Raw genomic sequence first — 16,301 nt, 5'->3', positions numbered from 1 at the left:
TAAAGTATAAATTTACGAATTCGTATTTTCTTCATCTATTTTTTACAATAATTTTAATATTGATTTTCCAATATTGGTAATGACGATAGATTTCTTTCATGTTAGAATAGAGTAAATTGTCAGTCATCTGACATATAAATGAGGGAGGAAATCATTATTATGAGATGGGTTAAAAGTATTGCGGCAACAACTCTAGTTGCAAGTTTACTAGCTACACCTGGATTTGCTGCACATGCGGCTGAATCAGCACCAACAACTACTAAAGAGGGCTTTAATTTAACAATTTTGCACTCTAATGACACACATGCACACGTAGAGGCAGCACCACAACGAGCTACAAAAATTAAAGAACTACGTGCTGCTAATGCAAACTCATTACTATTAGATGCAGGGGACGTATTCTCTGGTACTCTATACTTCAATCAATTCACTGGAGAAGTTGATATGAAGTTAATGAACTTAATGGGCTATGATGCTATGACATTTGGTAACCATGAGTTCGATTTAGGGTCAAGCCCAGAAGGACATGCTGCTCTTGCAAATTTTGTTAAAGGTGCAGAATTCCCATTACTAGGCGGGAACCTAGATTTCTCAAAGGATTCATTATTTGATGGCTTACAATTCAAAACAGTAGCAGAAGATTTCCAAAATGGCAAAATCTATAACGGTATTATTAAAGATATAGATGGAGAAAAAGTTGGTATTTTCGGCTTAACAACTGAAGAAACACCTTCAATTTCAAGTGTTGCAAACGTACAATTTGCTAACTACATCGACTCTGCGAAAAAAGCAGTAGCAGATTTTGAAAAACAAGGCGTAAATAAAATTATTGCACTTACACACATTGGCTTTGATGACTCTAAAGACTTCGATAATGACCAATTACTTGCAGCAGCAGTAGAAGGTATCGATGTAATCGTTGGTGGTCATACACATACGAAATTAGATAAAGCTGTGAAAGCAGAAACATCATTCAAAAACCCAACAATTATCGTACAAACTGGTCAATACAGCGAAAACTTAGGTGAGCTTGATCTAACTTTCGACGATAACGGTGCTGTTGTTGAATACTTCGGCCAATTACATGCTTTAAATGATAAAGAAAATCCTGTAGCAGCAGACGCTGAAGCAGCTAAATTATTAGCACCATATAGTGCAAAAATCGAAGCAGTTAAACAACAATCAACAGGCAATACAGCTGTGTCAGTTCTTGATGGTAAACGTGGACTTTGGGGTGTTCGTGCTGGTGAAACGAATCTAGGTAACGTTATTACAGACGGTATGCTTGCTGGTGCTAAAAAAATCGATCCAGAAGTACAATTTGCTTTCCAAAACGGTGGCGGTATCCGCGCTAGCATTGACGCAGGAGATATCACTGTTGGTGAAGTAATGACAGTAATGCCTTTCGGTAATGCACTTGGTATCGTAAAATTAACTGGTGCTGAACTATATGAAATTGCTGAACATAGTGTTAAAGAATTCCCGAAAGAATCAGGTGGCTTCTTACATTTCTCTGGTCTACAAGTAGAATTTGATGGTAAAGCACCAGCTGGTAAACGCGTTAAATCTATTAAATTAAATGGTAAAGAGCTTGATAAAGCAGCTTACTATAAAGGTGCAACAAACACATTCACTGCTAAAGGTGGCGACGGCTATGAAACACTAGCAAAAGCTTACGCAGATGGTCGTGTAAGTGAACCTGGTACAGTTGACTTTGAAATGTTCATCGATCATTTAAACACACTTAAAAAAGTAGACGCTAAAGTGGAAGGTCGCATTATCGCTACAATTCCATTTACTGATATTGCAAAAGGCTCTGAAACTGAAGGTTACGTTCGTGATCTTTACTACCGTGATTTAACTCAAGGTACATCTGCAACAACATATTCACCAAATGCTAACTTAACTCGTGCACAAGCTGCATCATTTATTGCTCGTGTATTAAAACTTGAAGCTAAAGGTGAAGCAACATTCTCAGATATTACTAGTTTAGAAGCAGCGACACAAAAAGAGATTACTGCACTTGCAGAAGCAGGCATTGTACAAGGTCAAAATGGCAAATTCAATCCTACAGCAAAAGTAACTCGTTCTCAACTTGCTTTAATGTTTGCACGTGCTTATAACTTACAGCATGATGCAAAAACTGGATTAACTGCTGATTTCAGCGATATTTCTAAATACAATGAAGAAACACAAAACGCTATCGCACTTATGCAAGATTTAAAAATTGCTAGCGGTTCAAATGGCAAATTCATGCCTAATAACAATGCTACACGTGCACATATGGCAAAAATGCTTTCAAACTACATTCCTTATGTAAAAGAATCTAAATAATACTACACAAAATCCCGCTTCAACAAGTTTGATAGCGGGATTTTCTATGGTTAAAAATTAAATTTAAAATTATCTGGATCTTGACCAAAACGTTGATTACGATTTAACGTTGCCATTTTATCCATCTGTGCTTGCGTTAATTCAAAATCGTATATTTGTGCATTTTCCTCAATACGACTTGGTGTTACTGATTTTGGAATAATCAGCGTATCCTTTTGCAAATGCCAACGAAGCACTACTTGTGCAGCTGACTTCCCTAGCTCTTGTGCAATTTCAAGAATTGTTGGATTATCCAGCACCCCTCCGCGCCCTAACGGCGACCATGCTGTAACAGCAATTCCATGCTCTGCACAAAATGCCTTTAATGCATCTTGTTGTAAGTAAGGGTGCAATTCTACCTGATTGACCATTGGCGCGATATTAGCTTTTGATAATAGTTTTTGCAGGTGATGTTCATGATGGTTTGACACACCTGTTGCTCGTAGTAACTTTTCATCATACAAACGTTCAATCGCTCTGTATGTTTCCTCATATGTTTCAGGCACTACCCAATGCGTTAAATATAAATCTAAATAATCCATATTTAATTTTTTCAATGATACTTCAAAAGCACGTAGCGTCGCATCATATCCTTGGTCAGTATTCCAAACCTTTGTTGTCACAAAAATATCCTCGCGTTTAATGCCTGAGTGGCGAATTGCCTCACCCACCTCTGCCTCATTACCATATAACGAAGCAGTATCAATCGCACGATAGCCCACTTTCAACGCCTTATCAATAGCATGTAACGTTTCATCACGTTCTGTCATTTTGTATACGCCTAGACCAAAGCGAGGCATCTCAATACCATTTGTTAACGTTTTTGTTGATTGTAAATTCAAAAACATCAGCCCCTTTCTTTTCCTAGTTTCATTATACAAAAAATTGGATTAAAAATAATGTTTTTCTTGCGCGGGTATTTTGCCCTACTTCGCGGAATCCTCGCCTTGCTCCGCGGTATTCTCGCCCTGCTTTGCGGAATCCTTCCTCTGCTCCGCGGAATTCTCTCCTTGCTTCGCGGAATTCTACCTCTGCTTCGCGGAATCCACTCCCTGCTCCGCGGAATCCTCACCTTGCTTCGCGGAATTCTACCTCTGCTCCGCGGAATCCTTCCTCTGCTCCGCGGAATCCTTCCCCTGCTTCGCGGAATTCTCGCCTTGCTTCGCGGAATTCTACCTCTTTTCCGCGGAATCCACTCCCTGCTCCGCGGAATCCACTCCCTGCTCCGCGGAATCCTCACCTTGCTCCGCGGAATCCACTCCTTGCTTCGCGGAATCCTCGCCTTGCTCCGCGGAATTCTCGCCCTGCTCCGCGGAATCCACTCCCTATTCTCACGCCTGCTTTGCGTGAGGCTTTCCTATTGTTTGTCTTCGGGTTCTTCATCTACCTGGATCGGGTCTGCAATACGGTCATCCTCGGCAAGTTCTTGACCATCACGGAGATGCTCCATTTGTTTACCTAGATCTTGTAACTCTTTAAAATTTCTCGCCATTGTGCCGTTTTCTATATTCGGAACCTTTTTTTCCATTTTATCACCTCTATAATAGTTTTCCCGAAATATTAAAGTCTGAACCATTTCTGACATATTTTATTTAGCAAGGACGTTTCATTTTTATAATAGATAGGCTATACTAAAAAGAGATTTGCTTATAAACATGAGGAGGGTTCTTCCATGAAGTTATTATTAATTATTGGTGTAACTGTTGCTTTCTTAGCTGCTATTTTCACTGCTGGGTACGAAGGCGACTACAAAGCGGACAAATAATGCTCAAGAAAATCACTAAGTATGATACTTAGTGATTTTCTTATTTTTTAGAAGTAGCCATTGCGGTTACTTCTTTTTTTTCGGCTTCATAATTACTTGACTTCTACTACTTTATTAAATATACTTACTTACATAAAGTAACTTGATGATTAATAATAACTGGAAATTGGAGGTTTTCTTCTATGCATTTTCATGAAAAACCGAACACATATGTTACTAATGTTGAAATTAAAGTAAGTGATTTACAACGCTCACTAACATACTATAAAGAAATTATTGGCTTTAAAATTTTACAACAGGAATCTAATCGAGCTACCCTAACTGCTGATGGTAAAACAGCATTGCTAACTATTGTTCAACCGGAATCGGTCGAACAAAAAACGCGTACTACAAGTGGACTTTATCACTTTGCATTACTGTTACCAACACGTCGTGATTTAGCAAATATAATTACTCATTTCCGTCAATCAAGTGTGTACTTTGGCGCATCTGATCACGATGTAAGTGAAGCACTTTATTTACGCGATCCAGACGAAAATGGTATTGAAATTTATGTAGATCGTCCTGAAAATGACTGGACTTGGCAAAACGACCAAGTGCATATGGTAACTGAGCCGCTTAATATTCCTGCAATATTAGTAGAAGCTAATGGTTCATGGGAAGGTCTTCCTGCCAACACGGTAATGGGGCATATTCATTTATCTGTATCCAACTTAGCTGCTGCTGAGGAGTTTTATACGAAAGGCTTAGGCTTTGACATTGTCACACGCTATGGCGAGCAAGCATTATTTATATCTACTGGACGCTATCATCATCATATCGGCTTAAATACATGGTATTCTGAAGGTGCTCCAAAGCTTGGAGATAATCAGATTGGTCTAAAATCATATTCGCTTCGTTTGGATAATGAAGTGCAGGCAAATAAAATAAAAGCAAACTTACGCCAAATTGGAGCGTCTGTTATTGATATTAATGGCGGTTTCCAAACAGTGGATCCTGCTGGTAATGCTATTTTACTAAAATTTTAAGGAGGCTATCTTATGGAATTTGGTGTATATACATTAGCAGATATCGGGAAAAATCCAGTGAATGGCTATATGCCAAGTGTTAAGGAACGACTAGATGAAGTTATGCAATATGGGCAACTTGCTGATGAAGCAGGTCTTCAAGTATTTGGTGTTGGAGAGCATCATCGTTTAGATTATGCCATTTCAGCCGTACCCGTTGTATTATCAGCGCTATCACAGCGAACAAAAAATATTCATTTAATGAGTACGACAACTGTGCTTAGTACGGTTGATCCAGTACGCTTATACGAAGATTTCGCAACACTCGATTTATTATCAAATGGTCGAGCTGAAATTGCCGTTGGACGAGGAGCCTTTATCGAATCTTTCCCGCTGTTCGGCTATGATGTGGATAATTATGATGCACTCTTTGAGGAAAACTTAGCATTACTTTTAAAATTAAACAAAGAAGAGCGTGTAACTTGGAGTGGACATTATCGCAAACCGCTTCAAAATGCTGAAATTGCACCACGTGCTAGTCGTGAAATTCCTATTCATGTTGGAGTTGGTGGAACACCAGAAAGTGCTATTCGCGCGGGACGCTATGGAGTTGGCTTAAACTTAGCAATTTTAGGTGGAGATCCAAGCCGCTTTAAGCATTTAGTTGATGTGTATCGTGAAGCATTGCACACAGCAGGACATGATATGAATAAAGCGAAAATCACGGTATCCGGTCACGCTTACTTTGCCGAAAGCTTAGTGCAGGCTAAGGAAGAATTTTATCCGTATTACTCAAATTATTGGCATTATGTAAATGCACAGCGCGGCATGCGTTATCATTTATCTAAAGAAGGTTTTGACGGTATGACGGCTGGCCACAATGCGCTATTTGTTGGTAGCCCGAATGAAATCATTGAAAAGATATTAATGCAGCATGAAATATTTGGTCATTCCCGCTTTATGGCACAGCTCGATATTGGTGCAGTACCATTTAAACAAGTAGCTAAATCCATTGAGCTGCTAGGAACTCAAATTATGCCAGCGGTCAATAAAGCACTAAAAGAGTAATTTAATTAGCAAAGAAGTTCGTCATTTTTGCTATCGTTGATGTCCGCTATGGCGGATACTTTCTGCGGGCACACCGTACGCAACCCTCGCTAACGCGCGGTTTGTTACGTCTTACTTTGCTTGTGCGTTCCCGCAGGAGTCGCCGCCTTTGCTACCACCAACTTGTGCACTCTGCTGAAGCAAAAAAGTGTTAGATTGATACAGTCAATCTAACACTTTTTCTCATTTCTTAGTGTAAACCTGGGTAGCCCTGTTGTCGTAAAGCCTCGTAAATAACAATCGCAGCAGTATTTGATAAATTTAATGAACGTACATGTTCACTTTGCGGAATTCGTAGGCACATATCTTTGCGTTCATAGGCAAAATCTTTAGGCAAACCTGTCGTTTCTTTTCCAAACATAAAGTAGATATCCCGATCCTTATCACTAAAATCATGTGTAGTAAACGGTTCTTCACTATATGTTTCAATTAAATACACGTCACCTTTTTTAGATGCTTCTAAAAAATCCTCAAGTGAATCGTGGTACACCACGTTGACACTATGCCAGTAATCCAAGCCAGCACGTTTTAGCATTTTATCATCCGTCGAAAAACCAAGTGGACGAATTAAATGTAGTGAGGTATTAGTACCAGCACAAGTACGTGCAATATTCCCTGTATTTGCTGGAATTTCTGGTTGATATAAAACGATATGCAATGGCATAACGAAACACTTCCTTAGCTAAAAAATTGTAATCCTTTGTTTATCTCAACGAGTACTTCCTCGTCTTGTTCCTTTTTCTTTGCAGCAAGTAACGCTATTTCTGCTAGCTCCCCGCCAATCTTGCCTAATGCCCAAGCAGCCGTTCCTCGAATAACTGGTCGTTCATCTTTTTCTAGAAGCCCAATTAAATCAGGTACTGCCGCTTCCTCTTTAAAATGGGCTAATGCTAAAATGGCATTGCGTTGAATTGGCTTTTTACCGCGCCATGAGCCAGAAACATGTCCAAACTTATCTTTGAACTCCCGATTGGAAATTGTTAAAAGGGGTGTTAGTAATGGCTTTGCAAGCTCTGGATCAGGCTTGAATTCCTCATGTATCCAATTGATTTTCCCTTTATTTTTTGGACAAACTGTTTGGCAAGTATCGCAGCCATATAAGCGGTTCCCTAGATGTGAGCGGAATTCGTCTGGAAGATACCCTTTTGTTTGTGTTAAAAAGGCTATGCAACGCTGTGAATTTAGCTGCCCACCTTCGATTAATGCACCTGTTGGACAAACATCCAAGCATAAACGGCAATCACCGCATTCATCCTCCATTGGCTTATCGGGCGCAAACGGGATATTTGTCACTAGTTCTCCTAAATATACATATGAGCCAAACTCCGGTGTAATAATTGAGCAGTTTTTCCCGCTCCAGCCAATACCTGCACGCTCTGCTACGGCCCTATCAACAAGTGCACCTGTATCTACCATTGACTCAATGCGCACATTGGGCACTCGTTCTTCTAGCCAAGCTGCTAGTAATGCCAAGCGCTCTCGTAATGCAGTATGATAATCGACGCCCCAAGATGCTCTGCAAAATATGCCCCGTCGTGCCCCCTTTTTACCAATAGGAGCATCTTTCATCCGTGAAGGATATGCGACGGCTATAGCAACAATACTTTCTGCACTGTCTAACAATTGAAGCGGTTCCGTTCGTTTTTCAATATTGCTCTCTTCAAAACCTGATTGGAAACCAAGCTCCTGTTGACGACGCAGTCTATTCTTTAATTCTGTAAAGGGAGCTGCCGTTGTGAAACCTATTTTATCAACGCCAATGGACATTGCATACGCCACAAATTCTCGTTGCAGGTCATGTATGTTCATTTTATTTCCAACTCCTTACATGATATAATAATTAAAATAAATAAAGTAGGTGATTTTTTATGGAAGTATCACTTAATCCATCGTTGTTAACGCAACTTCCAGAGCTGAAAATCGGCATTATTCATTATACCAAAATTGTCGTAGCAGAATCGCCCCAAATGATTAAAGGTCGCTTGCAATTGTATCAGGAAAATCTCTATTTAGAAATGCAGGAACAACCTGTAACTGAACGTAAAGGCATTGCAGAATGGCGACAACTTTGGAAAAAGCTTGGCGCAGATCCGAACCGTTATCGTCACTCGACCGAAAGCCTCATGCGCAGAGTTAGTAAGCAAAATTATTTAACACCGTTTCATTCAGGTGTGGATGTAAATAATTTTTTCTCCCTTCAATATGAAATTCCAGTTGGCATCTATGATCTAGCTCATCTTAAAGGTAACGTAGAAATTGCACTTGGCAATGAAGAAACCGGCTATGAAGGCTTAAATGGACGCTTTAATACGTTAAATCATATACTTTGTAGTCGTGATGAGGAGGGACCATTTGGTTCACCGTTCGTCGATTCAAAACGTACGGCAGTCTCCGAGGCGACGACTGAAGCTTTACATATTTTCTATCTTCGTCCTTCCCTTTCAACTGAAGATGCCCAAAAGCTTCTTGCGTCTGCCGGTAAAATGTTCAATCAAATTCATGGCGGAGACTATCAAATTGCCCTTTTAACGAATACAACACCATCTACTACTCTATAAAAGGACGTGTTTTCATGATTAATCTTGCAGAAGCAGTTAAACTTAAAAGCATTTTAGCTAAAAAGGTTCAGGAACTTATTAGTGAGTTACATCGTAGTGCCTTTGTGACTGTTGAAAAAGGACAAACTCCTAAAACGAGCAATCGTCCAATGACTGTTGTTGAAGGTGAGCTGGCTCAAGTACGTCTTGATATACGGACATTAGATCGTCTTGTCTATGAGGCGAATATAAATAATACAGTAGACTTTAAGGGTGAGAAGCTCGCACTTGTAGAGGCCATAGAATTGGCTTCACAGCTTCGCGCGGAAGCTGAGCTATGTAAACATTTTGGCACACATGAGAAAGAAAGTGTACGCATGGGTTATGGTGAAGGTACAATGCTTTATGATATTGCTATGTACGAACCGGATGTATACCGGGAGCGTTCTCTTCAACTTGAGAAAGAAGCACATAAGCTCTCTAATTTAATTAATGCCAAAAACTACAGCGTTGAAATACAATTTGACGATTCTCGCTATTTCTAAGCTCGGGGCGGTGAGACTCCAAACCGAGTCGGATGGCTGTTTTCAAAACTACTTAGGTAGACAACTAGAATAAACCAATAACATGTGACCTGTTACTTTATGACCGATGACCTATAACCAACCATTGGCAAAGGCATAACAAAACTCGAGCATATAATGATTTCAAAACGCCATCCGAAAACTCTCTTGCACCTTGTGTGTAGGAGAGTTTTTTTATGTCTATTTTGCCAATCAATTGGACAAACTTTATTTAGTACAATTGGAAGGAGCAATAGGTATGAACCATTCTCATGAAGAAAAAGATGATACATTAACAAATCGCCAAGGCCACCCTATTACAAACAATCAAAATTTACGAACTGTCGGAAATCGAGGACCAGCGACGCTTGAAAATTACGATTTCCTTGAAAAAATAAGTCACTTTGACCGTGAGAGAGTTCCTGAACGTGTCGTACATGCTCGTGGAGCAGGTGCACATGGCTACTTTGAAACATACGGAGTTGTCGGCAATGACCCTATTTCTAACTATACAAGAGCAAAAGTGTTTCAAGAAAAAGGCAAACAAACACCCGTATTCGTCCGCTTCTCTACAGTTATCCACGGAGGGCATTCTCCAGAAACTTTACGAGATCCACGAGGCTTTGCTGTAAAGTTTTATACGGAAGATGGAAACTGGGATTTAGTTGGAAATAATTTAAAAATCTTCTTTATTCGCGATGCTATGAAATTTCCTGATATGATACATGCTTTTAAGCCCGATCCAATTACAAATATTCAAGATGTCGAGCGCTTCTTCGATTTCTGCGCAAGTTCTCCCGAATCCTTCCATATGGTAACCTTTGTTTATTCACCTTGGGGTATTCCAGCTAATTATCGAATGATGCAAGGCTCAGGTGTCAATACGTATAAATGGGTTAATAGTGAAGGCAAAGGTGTACTTGTTAAGTACCACTGGGAGCCATTACAAGGCATTAAAAACTTAACACAAAAAGAAGCAGAAGAAATCCAACAAAAAAATTTCAACCATGCAACACAAGATTTATACGATGCTATTGAACGTGGCGAATATCCTGAATGGGAGTTAAACGTGCAAATTATGGAGGATGGTCCTCATCCCGAGCTTGATTTTGACCCACTAGATGATACGAAACTTTGGCCAAACGACAAGTTCCCATGGTATCCAGTAGGAAAAATGGTGTTAAATAAAAACCCAGAAGACTATTTTGCTGAGGTGGAACAAGCTACTTTCGGAACAGGTGTCCTCGTTGATGGTTTAGATTTCTCCGACGATAAAATGCTCCAAGGACGTACTTTCTCTTATTCTGATACGCAACGTCACCGAGTTGGTGCCAACTATTTACAACTTCCTATCAATGCACCTAAGAAACGTGTAGCGACCAACCAAAACGGTGGGCAAATGCTGTATAAACGAGATTTAGCACCTGGACAAAATCCACATATCAACTACGAGCCATCAATGTTAAATGGTTTAAAAGAAGCCGCTCAAACAGCGAAGGAATACACACCATTTATTGAAGGGAATCTTGTTCGAGAATCCATTGATCGCCAAAGCAATACGAAGCAAGCAGGTGAAACCTATCGTAATTTTGAGCAATGGGAACGCGATGAACTGCTGGAAAACTTGATTAGAGATTTATCGACTTGTAATATGGCGATTCAAGAGGCAATGATTGCATTAGCTTCAGAGGCAGATGAAGAATATGGTCGCTTATTAAATGAAGGTTTACAAATGGCACAAACCAATGCATCCTCTGCAAAACCTCTCGGTAATATTGACGGTGATAACGCACCTAAAGAGGCTATCGAAAAAGGACATGATGCCGAACCATATTAAAAAAAAGTGACAGGCACTCAAACAATTTTTAATTTTCAGATAACAATAAAATAAAAATCCACTTATACTCCTTTCGGGAATGTACAAAACGTAAGTTGCAACAAGCCTCGCTTTAGCGAGGGTTGCGTTCTTACTTTGTGCCCGAGAAAAGCAAAGTGGATTTTTCTTTTTTTTAAACTAGTGCCAGGCACTCAAACAATTTAATGAACACCTGGTAAAAGACGAAGCGTTTTTTCCTGTGCATCTAAAATTGCATCGACCCCTAATGGAATAGCAATATTCGTTGTTTCATGCCCGATTTTAAAACCTGCTACGACAGGTATTCCTAAATCGCTAAAATACTCTTTCATTAACGTTAGAAGAGCATCATCACTTGCTTCTGTTTGCGTAAATGAACCAATAACTACACCTGCTAATTGTTCTAGCTTTCTTGCTTGCTTTAACTGCTGTAACATAGAATCAATCCGTGGAATCGTTTCTGCAATGTCTTCTATCACTAAAATTCTACCTTCAGTATGGACTTCAAATTTTGTGCCCAAGGTGCTGACTAAGCGACGTAAATTACCGCCTATAATTGGTCCACGTGCTATCCCAGGTGCAATCGTTGTTAACGGCGAAATAGCCTCAGTATACTGTATTTCCATCGGAGTAAACAACTGTAAAAACATCTTTTTCGATAAATCATCCATTTTATCTGTAGCCATTAGCAAAGGTCCATGGAAGGTCACTATATTTGCATATTCATTAATTGCACAATGCAAATATGTAAGATCAGAGAAGCCCCAGAAAATTTTTGGGTTTTCTGCTAGTAGCTCATAATCAATTTTACTAGCAATTCGCGCAGAGCCATATCCACCTTTTACACAAAAAATTGCCTTCACCTCAGGGTCTCGAACCATTGCATGAAAGTCTGCAAGTCTCACTTCATCACTACCTGCTAAGTAGTCATGCTTCGCCGTAATCGTGTCCCCTATTTTATAGCGGAGGCCTAACTCATCTAGAAAAGCTAATGCATCTCCTAATTTTTCTGGCTCCTCAAGACTGGACAAACATACAACACCAACCGTATCGCCTTTTTCTAAATGTGCGACTGTACTTATCACACTACCCCCTCCAATTCTATCTCTAATTCTAGCATATGCATCATTTATCAGACTAAAATAAAAAAGCGTAGACTGCAAAATGAAGTCTACGCCTTAATTTTTTATTTTGTACCACCGTAAATAACAGTAACATTAGGATGATTTAATAATCTGCTAGCTGGGAACGTTTCTGTTACTTCCCCGCCTCGTAACTTTTCAATAGCTTCTAGCTTCTTTTCTCCAAATGCAATGAGAACAATTGCCTTCGCATTCATAATAGATTGGATACCCATTGTAATAGCATGCGTAGGTACTTCCTCTGGACGATCAAAATAAATAGCATTTTCAGTTCGCGTTGATTCTGTAAGTTCGACAATGTTTGTAAGCGAATCAAATGACGTACCAGGCTCATTAAAGCCAATATGTCCATTTACCCCAATACCAAGCAGCTGTAAATCAATACCACCAGCTTCCGCAATTCGAGCATCATATGCTACACATTCAGCGGCTAAATCCTCCGCCTTACCATTTGGTAAATGTATATTTTCCTCATTGATATCTACATGATTAAATAAATTCTCATGCATAAACGTCCAATAGCTTGCAGGGCTAGTTTGTTCTAAACCTACATATTCATCAAGATTAAATGTTGTAACTTCCTTAAAGGAAATATCACCAGCTTGTTGACGCTTAACTAATTCTTTATACATGCCGACTGGTGAACCACCTGTTGCTAGTCCTAAAATGCTTGCTGGTTTTGCTTGTAGTTGCTCAGTAAAAATATGTGCAGCTACCTCACTCATTTCTTCGTAAGAATTTACTTCTATCCACTTTATTTCATTCGTCATTTATATACCTACCTTTAGAATCGTTATTTTTAACTAAAAATGGGAAATTCATTACTATCTAGTAGTGAATATATTAATTCTACAAGTTATTTAGCTGTATTTCTATTATTTTCTTTATCTATTTTTTACGTGTATTCTTTTGCTATTTCGGTTATGTTAATTAGTAAGGAAGTGAGGCGATTTTATGAATTCTCAAATACAACAATATTTAAATTATCTTCAATTTCAAGGATCTATAGAGCCGTCTATCAAGCTACTTGGTCAATTACAAACAAAACATCTACATACAATACCCTATGAAAATTTAGACGTTGCCTTGAAACGCGGCATCTCCTTTGCTATTCCTGATCTTTTTCAAAAAATCATTGTTCAACGACGCGGAGGCAATTGCTTTGAACTAAATATTTTATATAGCTGGTTACTCCGTGAGCTCGGTTTTTCTGTCACAAATCGCTATGCACAATTTTGGCGCAATATGGATGCGAATACACCACTTGAAGATGTCCCTATGCATCAGCTACTTCTCGTCCAATTTGACGGTGTACCTTATATCTCTGACGTTGGTGTAGGTGCACTAGCCCCATGTAAACCAGTGCCGTTAATTGCTCACCACGAACATCGAGAAGGTAATGAGCTATACAAAATTGAATGGGATGACACGTACGGCTGGATGCTTTATGAGCAAACACCACACAATTGGCGTCTACTTTACAACTTCACAGATAACGATAACGATGCCAATTTTGCCCCACGGCTTTCACACCAAAAAAATAAAATCGCAATGATTCGCACTCCTTCTGGACGACATACTATGTTCAATAATGAATTTCGTATATATGAAGGGCAATCTTTAACAACTTATACAACACATACTGAGCAAGAGTGGCAGCAAGCTCTTGAACGTTATTTTCATATATCGATCACTTAAAAAAGGATGCATTGTTGGAATGCATCCCTTTACGCTTCTAATTTGCTGTTCGTTTTAGCAACTCATATACTACTTCGCCATTGTGAAGTTCCTTGACTAAACCAATACCGTCTACAAAATAATAGGTTTTCACTACATCAATATATTTAAAACTTTCTTCTAGTACAGCTACATTTTTATAGTTAACACCACCTGCTCGAACCGTTCCATCCGTCGTTTGAACAGTTATACGATTACCGTTAACTGGACCTTCATCGTCTTCGTGAACAATTACGCCAATTCTTAGAGGAAGCCCTATATAGAAGTCGTAATGTGAGCTATATTCTTGAGCAATTGCTTGAGCATATACTGAGCCATCATAATATAATAACTCATCATTAAACTGCTTATTATTGGTCATATTAGCAATTGACCAAACATCGTTTTTATTATCATTATGGCTGTATTGATAATTTAATGTATATCTTAGGCCATCATCTGGTGAGTAAAATGCATAGGTGTATTTATTTGCAGGATCCTTTTGTAAATTTGGCTTTGAAAGGGTCATGGCACGAGCAACAAATGCTGAAAAATGTGCACGTGTTAATGGCAATTTAGGTTTAAATGTACCATCCTGATAACCGCTCGTAATATTATTGTTCGCTACCGCTAATATTTCCTTATAACCTGGTGTTTTCTCCGTAACATCCGTAAAATAATAAGGGCTCGTTCCCTTTAATTTAAAAGCACGTTGTAAAACAATGGCCATATCTGCTCTCGATAGCGTCCCATTCGGATTAAATTTCTTTGTTGCCTCGAATATGCCAGCATTTTGTGTAGCAGCGATTTCTTTATAGTAGACATGTGATGTCGGGACATCTTGATACTTCGGATTTTTCACATTCGTCGTTTTCAATCCTAACGCACGAGTTAACATGACAGCTACTTGAGCTCTTGTTACATATTCATTCGGTTTAAAAGTGCCATTAGGATACCCTTTAATAATCCCACGTTCAACTAAATAATCTATTTCCGTATTTAACGTATTGTCAGATGACACATCTTTAAAACTAGCTGCATATACCGGCTGAATCTGTAATAACCCAAAAATCATAACTACAATCAACATCCTACTTATTTTCTTCATCCTATTCCCCCTATATTTACTCCCATCCTTGTTATCCTATTCATCAAGTAAAATAAATATTAACTAAAAAGACATTTTTAATAGTTTTCTTGCATTAGTATCTAAGTATTCCATACCCGTTTGAAAATGTGCTTACACTTCTAATAGAGTTATAGCTCTTGTAAAATAAAAAACCTCTGCAAGACTTTGCAGAGGCGTTAAAGTTTATTCATTTTTCTTATTTTGAATTAAACCAAAACCTAGTCCAGTAGGGTCTACTAAATACGCAAGATAAAATTCATCAAATTCCATTTTTTCTCGGACAATAATAGCTCCCTCCTCCATAGCTTTTGCAATAGCGTCATCAATTGAATCTACTTCAATTTGCACGCGTACTCCATGTGGATAATCGATGCTTTTTTACCTTGTACTGTTTCAGAATATAAAAAAAAGACCTCAACAGAGTTGTTGAAGTCTTTTAAATTTACTTTGGATACCGGTGGTCGGGGTCGAACCGACACTCCAAAGGAACACGATTTTGAGTCGTGCGCGTCTGCCAATTCCGCCACACCGGCATAATACTTTAGAGATAAAAAAAATCGGAGTATCCGATTAAGTAAAAAATATGGAGGCGGCAACCGGATTTGAACCGGTGATAAAGGTGTTGCAGACCTGTGCCTTACCACTTGGCTATGCCGCCATATTATTGGAGCGGAAGACGAGGTTCGAACTCGCGACCCCCACCTTGGCAAGGTGGTGTTCTACCACTGAACTACTTCCGCATAAATGGCTGGGGTACCTGGATTCGAACCAGGGCATGACGGAATCAAAATCCGTTGCCTTACCGCTTGGCTATACCCCAACAATGGGGCGACTGATGGGAATCGAACCCACGAATGCCGGAACCACAATCCGGTGCGTTAACCACTTCGCCACAACCGCCACTGCTTTATAGTTTTACGTTAATTTTATATTAAATGGGGCGACTGATGGGAATCGAACCCACGAATGCCGGAACCACAATCCGGTGCGTTAACCACTTCGCCACAACCGCCATAAAATTAATTGGCAGGGGCAGTAGGAATCGAACCCACATCAAAGGTTTTGGAGACCTCTATTCTACCGTTAAACTATGCCCCTATAAAAAAA

At 39.3% G+C, this 16,301-nt stretch carries 14 protein-coding genes, 7 tRNA genes and 1 pseudogene; 7 read left to right on the top strand and 15 right to left on the bottom strand.

Annotated elements, in window-relative coordinates:
- Positions 1 to 159 precede the first annotated feature (159 nt).
- Positions 160 to 2,334 (top strand): 5'-nucleotidase C-terminal domain-containing protein, encoded by a 2,175-nt coding sequence (locus tag NSQ74_RS07330; RefSeq protein WP_340822402.1) that lies wholly within the window; start codon positions 160 to 162, stop codon positions 2,332 to 2,334.
- A gap of 50 nt (positions 2,335 to 2,384) precedes the next feature.
- Here NSQ74_RS07330 and NSQ74_RS07325 read toward each other — a convergent pair whose 3' ends face one another.
- Positions 2,385 to 3,215 (bottom strand): aldo/keto reductase, encoded by an 831-nt coding sequence (locus NSQ74_RS07325; RefSeq protein ID WP_340822401.1) that lies wholly within the window; start codon positions 3,213 to 3,215, stop codon positions 2,385 to 2,387.
- 515 nt (positions 3,216 to 3,730) lie between these two features.
- On the bottom strand, positions 3,731 to 3,901 hold the full coding sequence (locus tag NSQ74_RS07320) for a hypothetical protein (RefSeq protein ID WP_173479841.1): 171 nt from the start codon (positions 3,899 to 3,901) through the stop codon (positions 3,731 to 3,733).
- A 419-nt stretch (positions 3,902 to 4,320) separates the two neighbouring features.
- Here NSQ74_RS07320 and NSQ74_RS07315 point away from each other — a divergent pair, with 419 nt between their 5' ends.
- Both NSQ74_RS07315 and NSQ74_RS07310 read left to right on the top strand, forming a co-directional pair.
- Positions 4,321 to 5,166, top strand: a complete 846-nt coding sequence (locus tag NSQ74_RS07315) for a VOC family protein (RefSeq protein WP_340822400.1) — start codon at positions 4,321 to 4,323, stop codon at positions 5,164 to 5,166.
- A 12-nt stretch (positions 5,167 to 5,178) separates the two neighbouring features.
- Positions 5,179 to 6,213, top strand: a complete 1,035-nt coding sequence (locus NSQ74_RS07310) for an LLM class flavin-dependent oxidoreductase (protein ID WP_340822399.1) — start codon at positions 5,179 to 5,181, stop codon at positions 6,211 to 6,213.
- Between the two features lie 229 nt (positions 6,214 to 6,442).
- Here the strand turns inward: NSQ74_RS07310 and trmL are convergent, their stop codons facing one another.
- Together trmL and queG are read right to left on the bottom strand one after the other, a co-directional pair.
- Complete coding sequence (gene trmL / locus NSQ74_RS07305; protein WP_340822398.1) at positions 6,443 to 6,916, bottom strand: tRNA (uridine(34)/cytosine(34)/5-carboxymethylaminomethyluridine(34)-2'-O)-methyltransferase TrmL; 474 nt, start codon at positions 6,914 to 6,916, stop codon at positions 6,443 to 6,445.
- A 14-nt stretch (positions 6,917 to 6,930) separates the two neighbouring features.
- Complete coding sequence (gene queG, locus NSQ74_RS07300) at positions 6,931 to 8,061, bottom strand: tRNA epoxyqueuosine(34) reductase QueG (RefSeq protein WP_340822397.1); 1,131 nt, start codon at positions 8,059 to 8,061, stop codon at positions 6,931 to 6,933.
- 59 nt (positions 8,062 to 8,120) lie between these two features.
- Between queG and NSQ74_RS07295 the strand changes: the two genes are divergently transcribed.
- The 3 genes from NSQ74_RS07295 to NSQ74_RS07285 all read left to right on the top strand — a co-directional run bounded on the left by NSQ74_RS07295 (position 8,121) and on the right by NSQ74_RS07285 (position 11,189).
- The gene (locus NSQ74_RS07295) at positions 8,121 to 8,810 is read left to right on the top strand and encodes a B3/B4 domain-containing protein (protein WP_340822396.1); all 690 of its coding nucleotides are present in this window, start codon (positions 8,121 to 8,123) and stop codon (positions 8,808 to 8,810) included.
- 14 nt (positions 8,811 to 8,824) lie between these two features.
- Complete coding sequence (locus tag NSQ74_RS07290; RefSeq protein ID WP_340822395.1) at positions 8,825 to 9,334, top strand: hypothetical protein; 510 nt, start codon at positions 8,825 to 8,827, stop codon at positions 9,332 to 9,334.
- A gap of 277 nt (positions 9,335 to 9,611) precedes the next feature.
- A complete protein-coding gene (locus tag NSQ74_RS07285) occupies positions 9,612 to 11,189 on the top strand; it encodes a catalase (RefSeq protein WP_340822393.1) in 1,578 nt (525 codons plus the stop codon).
- 200 nt (positions 11,190 to 11,389) lie between these two features.
- On the opposite strand, the gene NSQ74_RS07280 is transcribed toward NSQ74_RS07285, so the two are convergent.
- Together NSQ74_RS07280 and nagB are read right to left on the bottom strand one after the other, a co-directional pair.
- On the bottom strand, positions 11,390 to 12,292 hold the full coding sequence (locus NSQ74_RS07280; RefSeq protein WP_340822391.1) for a S66 peptidase family protein: 903 nt from the start codon (positions 12,290 to 12,292) through the stop codon (positions 11,390 to 11,392).
- Between the two features lie 101 nt (positions 12,293 to 12,393).
- Complete coding sequence (gene nagB, locus NSQ74_RS07275) at positions 12,394 to 13,107, bottom strand: glucosamine-6-phosphate deaminase (protein ID WP_340826423.1); 714 nt, start codon at positions 13,105 to 13,107, stop codon at positions 12,394 to 12,396.
- A 196-nt stretch (positions 13,108 to 13,303) separates the two neighbouring features.
- On the opposite strand from nagB, the gene NSQ74_RS07270 reads away from it, so the two are divergent.
- Positions 13,304 to 14,047 carry an arylamine N-acetyltransferase family protein gene (locus NSQ74_RS07270; protein WP_340822390.1) on the top strand — a complete coding sequence of 248 codons (744 nt, stop codon included), beginning with the start codon at positions 13,304 to 13,306 and terminating at the stop codon, positions 14,045 to 14,047.
- 37 nt (positions 14,048 to 14,084) lie between these two features.
- Here NSQ74_RS07270 and NSQ74_RS07265 read toward each other — a convergent pair whose 3' ends face one another.
- The 9 genes and pseudogenes from NSQ74_RS07265 to NSQ74_RS07225 form a co-directional block, all read right to left on the bottom strand.
- Positions 14,085 to 15,173, bottom strand: a complete 1,089-nt coding sequence (locus NSQ74_RS07265) for an S-layer homology domain-containing protein (protein WP_340822388.1) — start codon at positions 15,171 to 15,173, stop codon at positions 14,085 to 14,087.
- 204 nt (positions 15,174 to 15,377) lie between these two features.
- A pseudogene (locus tag NSQ74_RS07260) lies at positions 15,378 to 15,563 on the bottom strand (VOC family protein); the annotation flags it as partial.
- Between the two features lie 83 nt (positions 15,564 to 15,646).
- A tRNA-Leu gene (locus NSQ74_RS07255) sits at positions 15,647 to 15,727 on the bottom strand.
- A gap of 51 nt (positions 15,728 to 15,778) precedes the next feature.
- Positions 15,779 to 15,852 (bottom strand) — tRNA-Cys (locus NSQ74_RS07250).
- 7 nt (positions 15,853 to 15,859) lie between these two features.
- A tRNA-Gly gene (locus NSQ74_RS07245) sits at positions 15,860 to 15,934 on the bottom strand.
- 5 nt (positions 15,935 to 15,939) lie between these two features.
- Positions 15,940 to 16,014 (bottom strand) — tRNA-Gln (locus NSQ74_RS07240).
- A 4-nt stretch (positions 16,015 to 16,018) separates the two neighbouring features.
- Positions 16,019 to 16,094: transfer RNA gene (locus NSQ74_RS07235), tRNA-His, on the bottom strand.
- Positions 16,095 to 16,130: 36 nt separating this feature from the next.
- Positions 16,131 to 16,206: transfer RNA gene (locus NSQ74_RS07230), tRNA-His, on the bottom strand.
- A gap of 12 nt (positions 16,207 to 16,218) precedes the next feature.
- Positions 16,219 to 16,292, bottom strand: a tRNA-Trp gene (locus tag NSQ74_RS07225).
- Between the last annotated feature and the right edge of the window lie 9 nt (positions 16,293 to 16,301).

This window comes from Lysinibacillus sp. FSL W8-0992 (assembly GCF_038008685.1).
Classification (GTDB): domain Bacteria; phylum Bacillota; class Bacilli; order Bacillales_A; family Planococcaceae; genus Lysinibacillus.
This window is presented reverse-complemented; position numbering and strand designations above follow the sequence as displayed.

What these genes read in the sequence shown, in the direction of transcription:
- NSQ74_RS07330 (WP_340822402.1), top strand. Translation starts at nt 160, where the DNA reads ATGAGATGGGTTAAAAGTATTGCGGCAACAACTCTAGTTGCAAGTTTA.
- NSQ74_RS07320 (WP_173479841.1), bottom strand. Translation starts at nt 3,901, where the DNA reads ATGGAAAAAAAGGTTCCGAATATAGAAAACGGCACAATGGCGAGAAAT.
- NSQ74_RS07315 (WP_340822400.1), top strand. Translation starts at nt 4,321, where the DNA reads ATGCATTTTCATGAAAAACCGAACACATATGTTACTAATGTTGAAATT.
- NSQ74_RS07310 (WP_340822399.1), top strand. Translation starts at nt 5,179, where the DNA reads ATGGAATTTGGTGTATATACATTAGCAGATATCGGGAAAAATCCAGTG.
- trmL (WP_340822398.1), bottom strand. Translation starts at nt 6,916, where the DNA reads ATGCCATTGCATATCGTTTTATATCAACCAGAAATTCCAGCAAATACA.
- queG (WP_340822397.1), bottom strand. Translation starts at nt 8,061, where the DNA reads ATGAACATACATGACCTGCAACGAGAATTTGTGGCGTATGCAATGTCC.
- NSQ74_RS07295 (WP_340822396.1), top strand. Translation starts at nt 8,121, where the DNA reads ATGGAAGTATCACTTAATCCATCGTTGTTAACGCAACTTCCAGAGCTG.
- NSQ74_RS07290 (WP_340822395.1), top strand. Translation starts at nt 8,825, where the DNA reads ATGATTAATCTTGCAGAAGCAGTTAAACTTAAAAGCATTTTAGCTAAA.
- NSQ74_RS07285 (WP_340822393.1), top strand. Translation starts at nt 9,612, where the DNA reads ATGAACCATTCTCATGAAGAAAAAGATGATACATTAACAAATCGCCAA.
- NSQ74_RS07270 (WP_340822390.1), top strand. Translation starts at nt 13,304, where the DNA reads ATGAATTCTCAAATACAACAATATTTAAATTATCTTCAATTTCAAGGA.
- NSQ74_RS07265 (WP_340822388.1), bottom strand. Translation starts at nt 15,173, where the DNA reads ATGAAGAAAATAAGTAGGATGTTGATTGTAGTTATGATTTTTGGGTTA.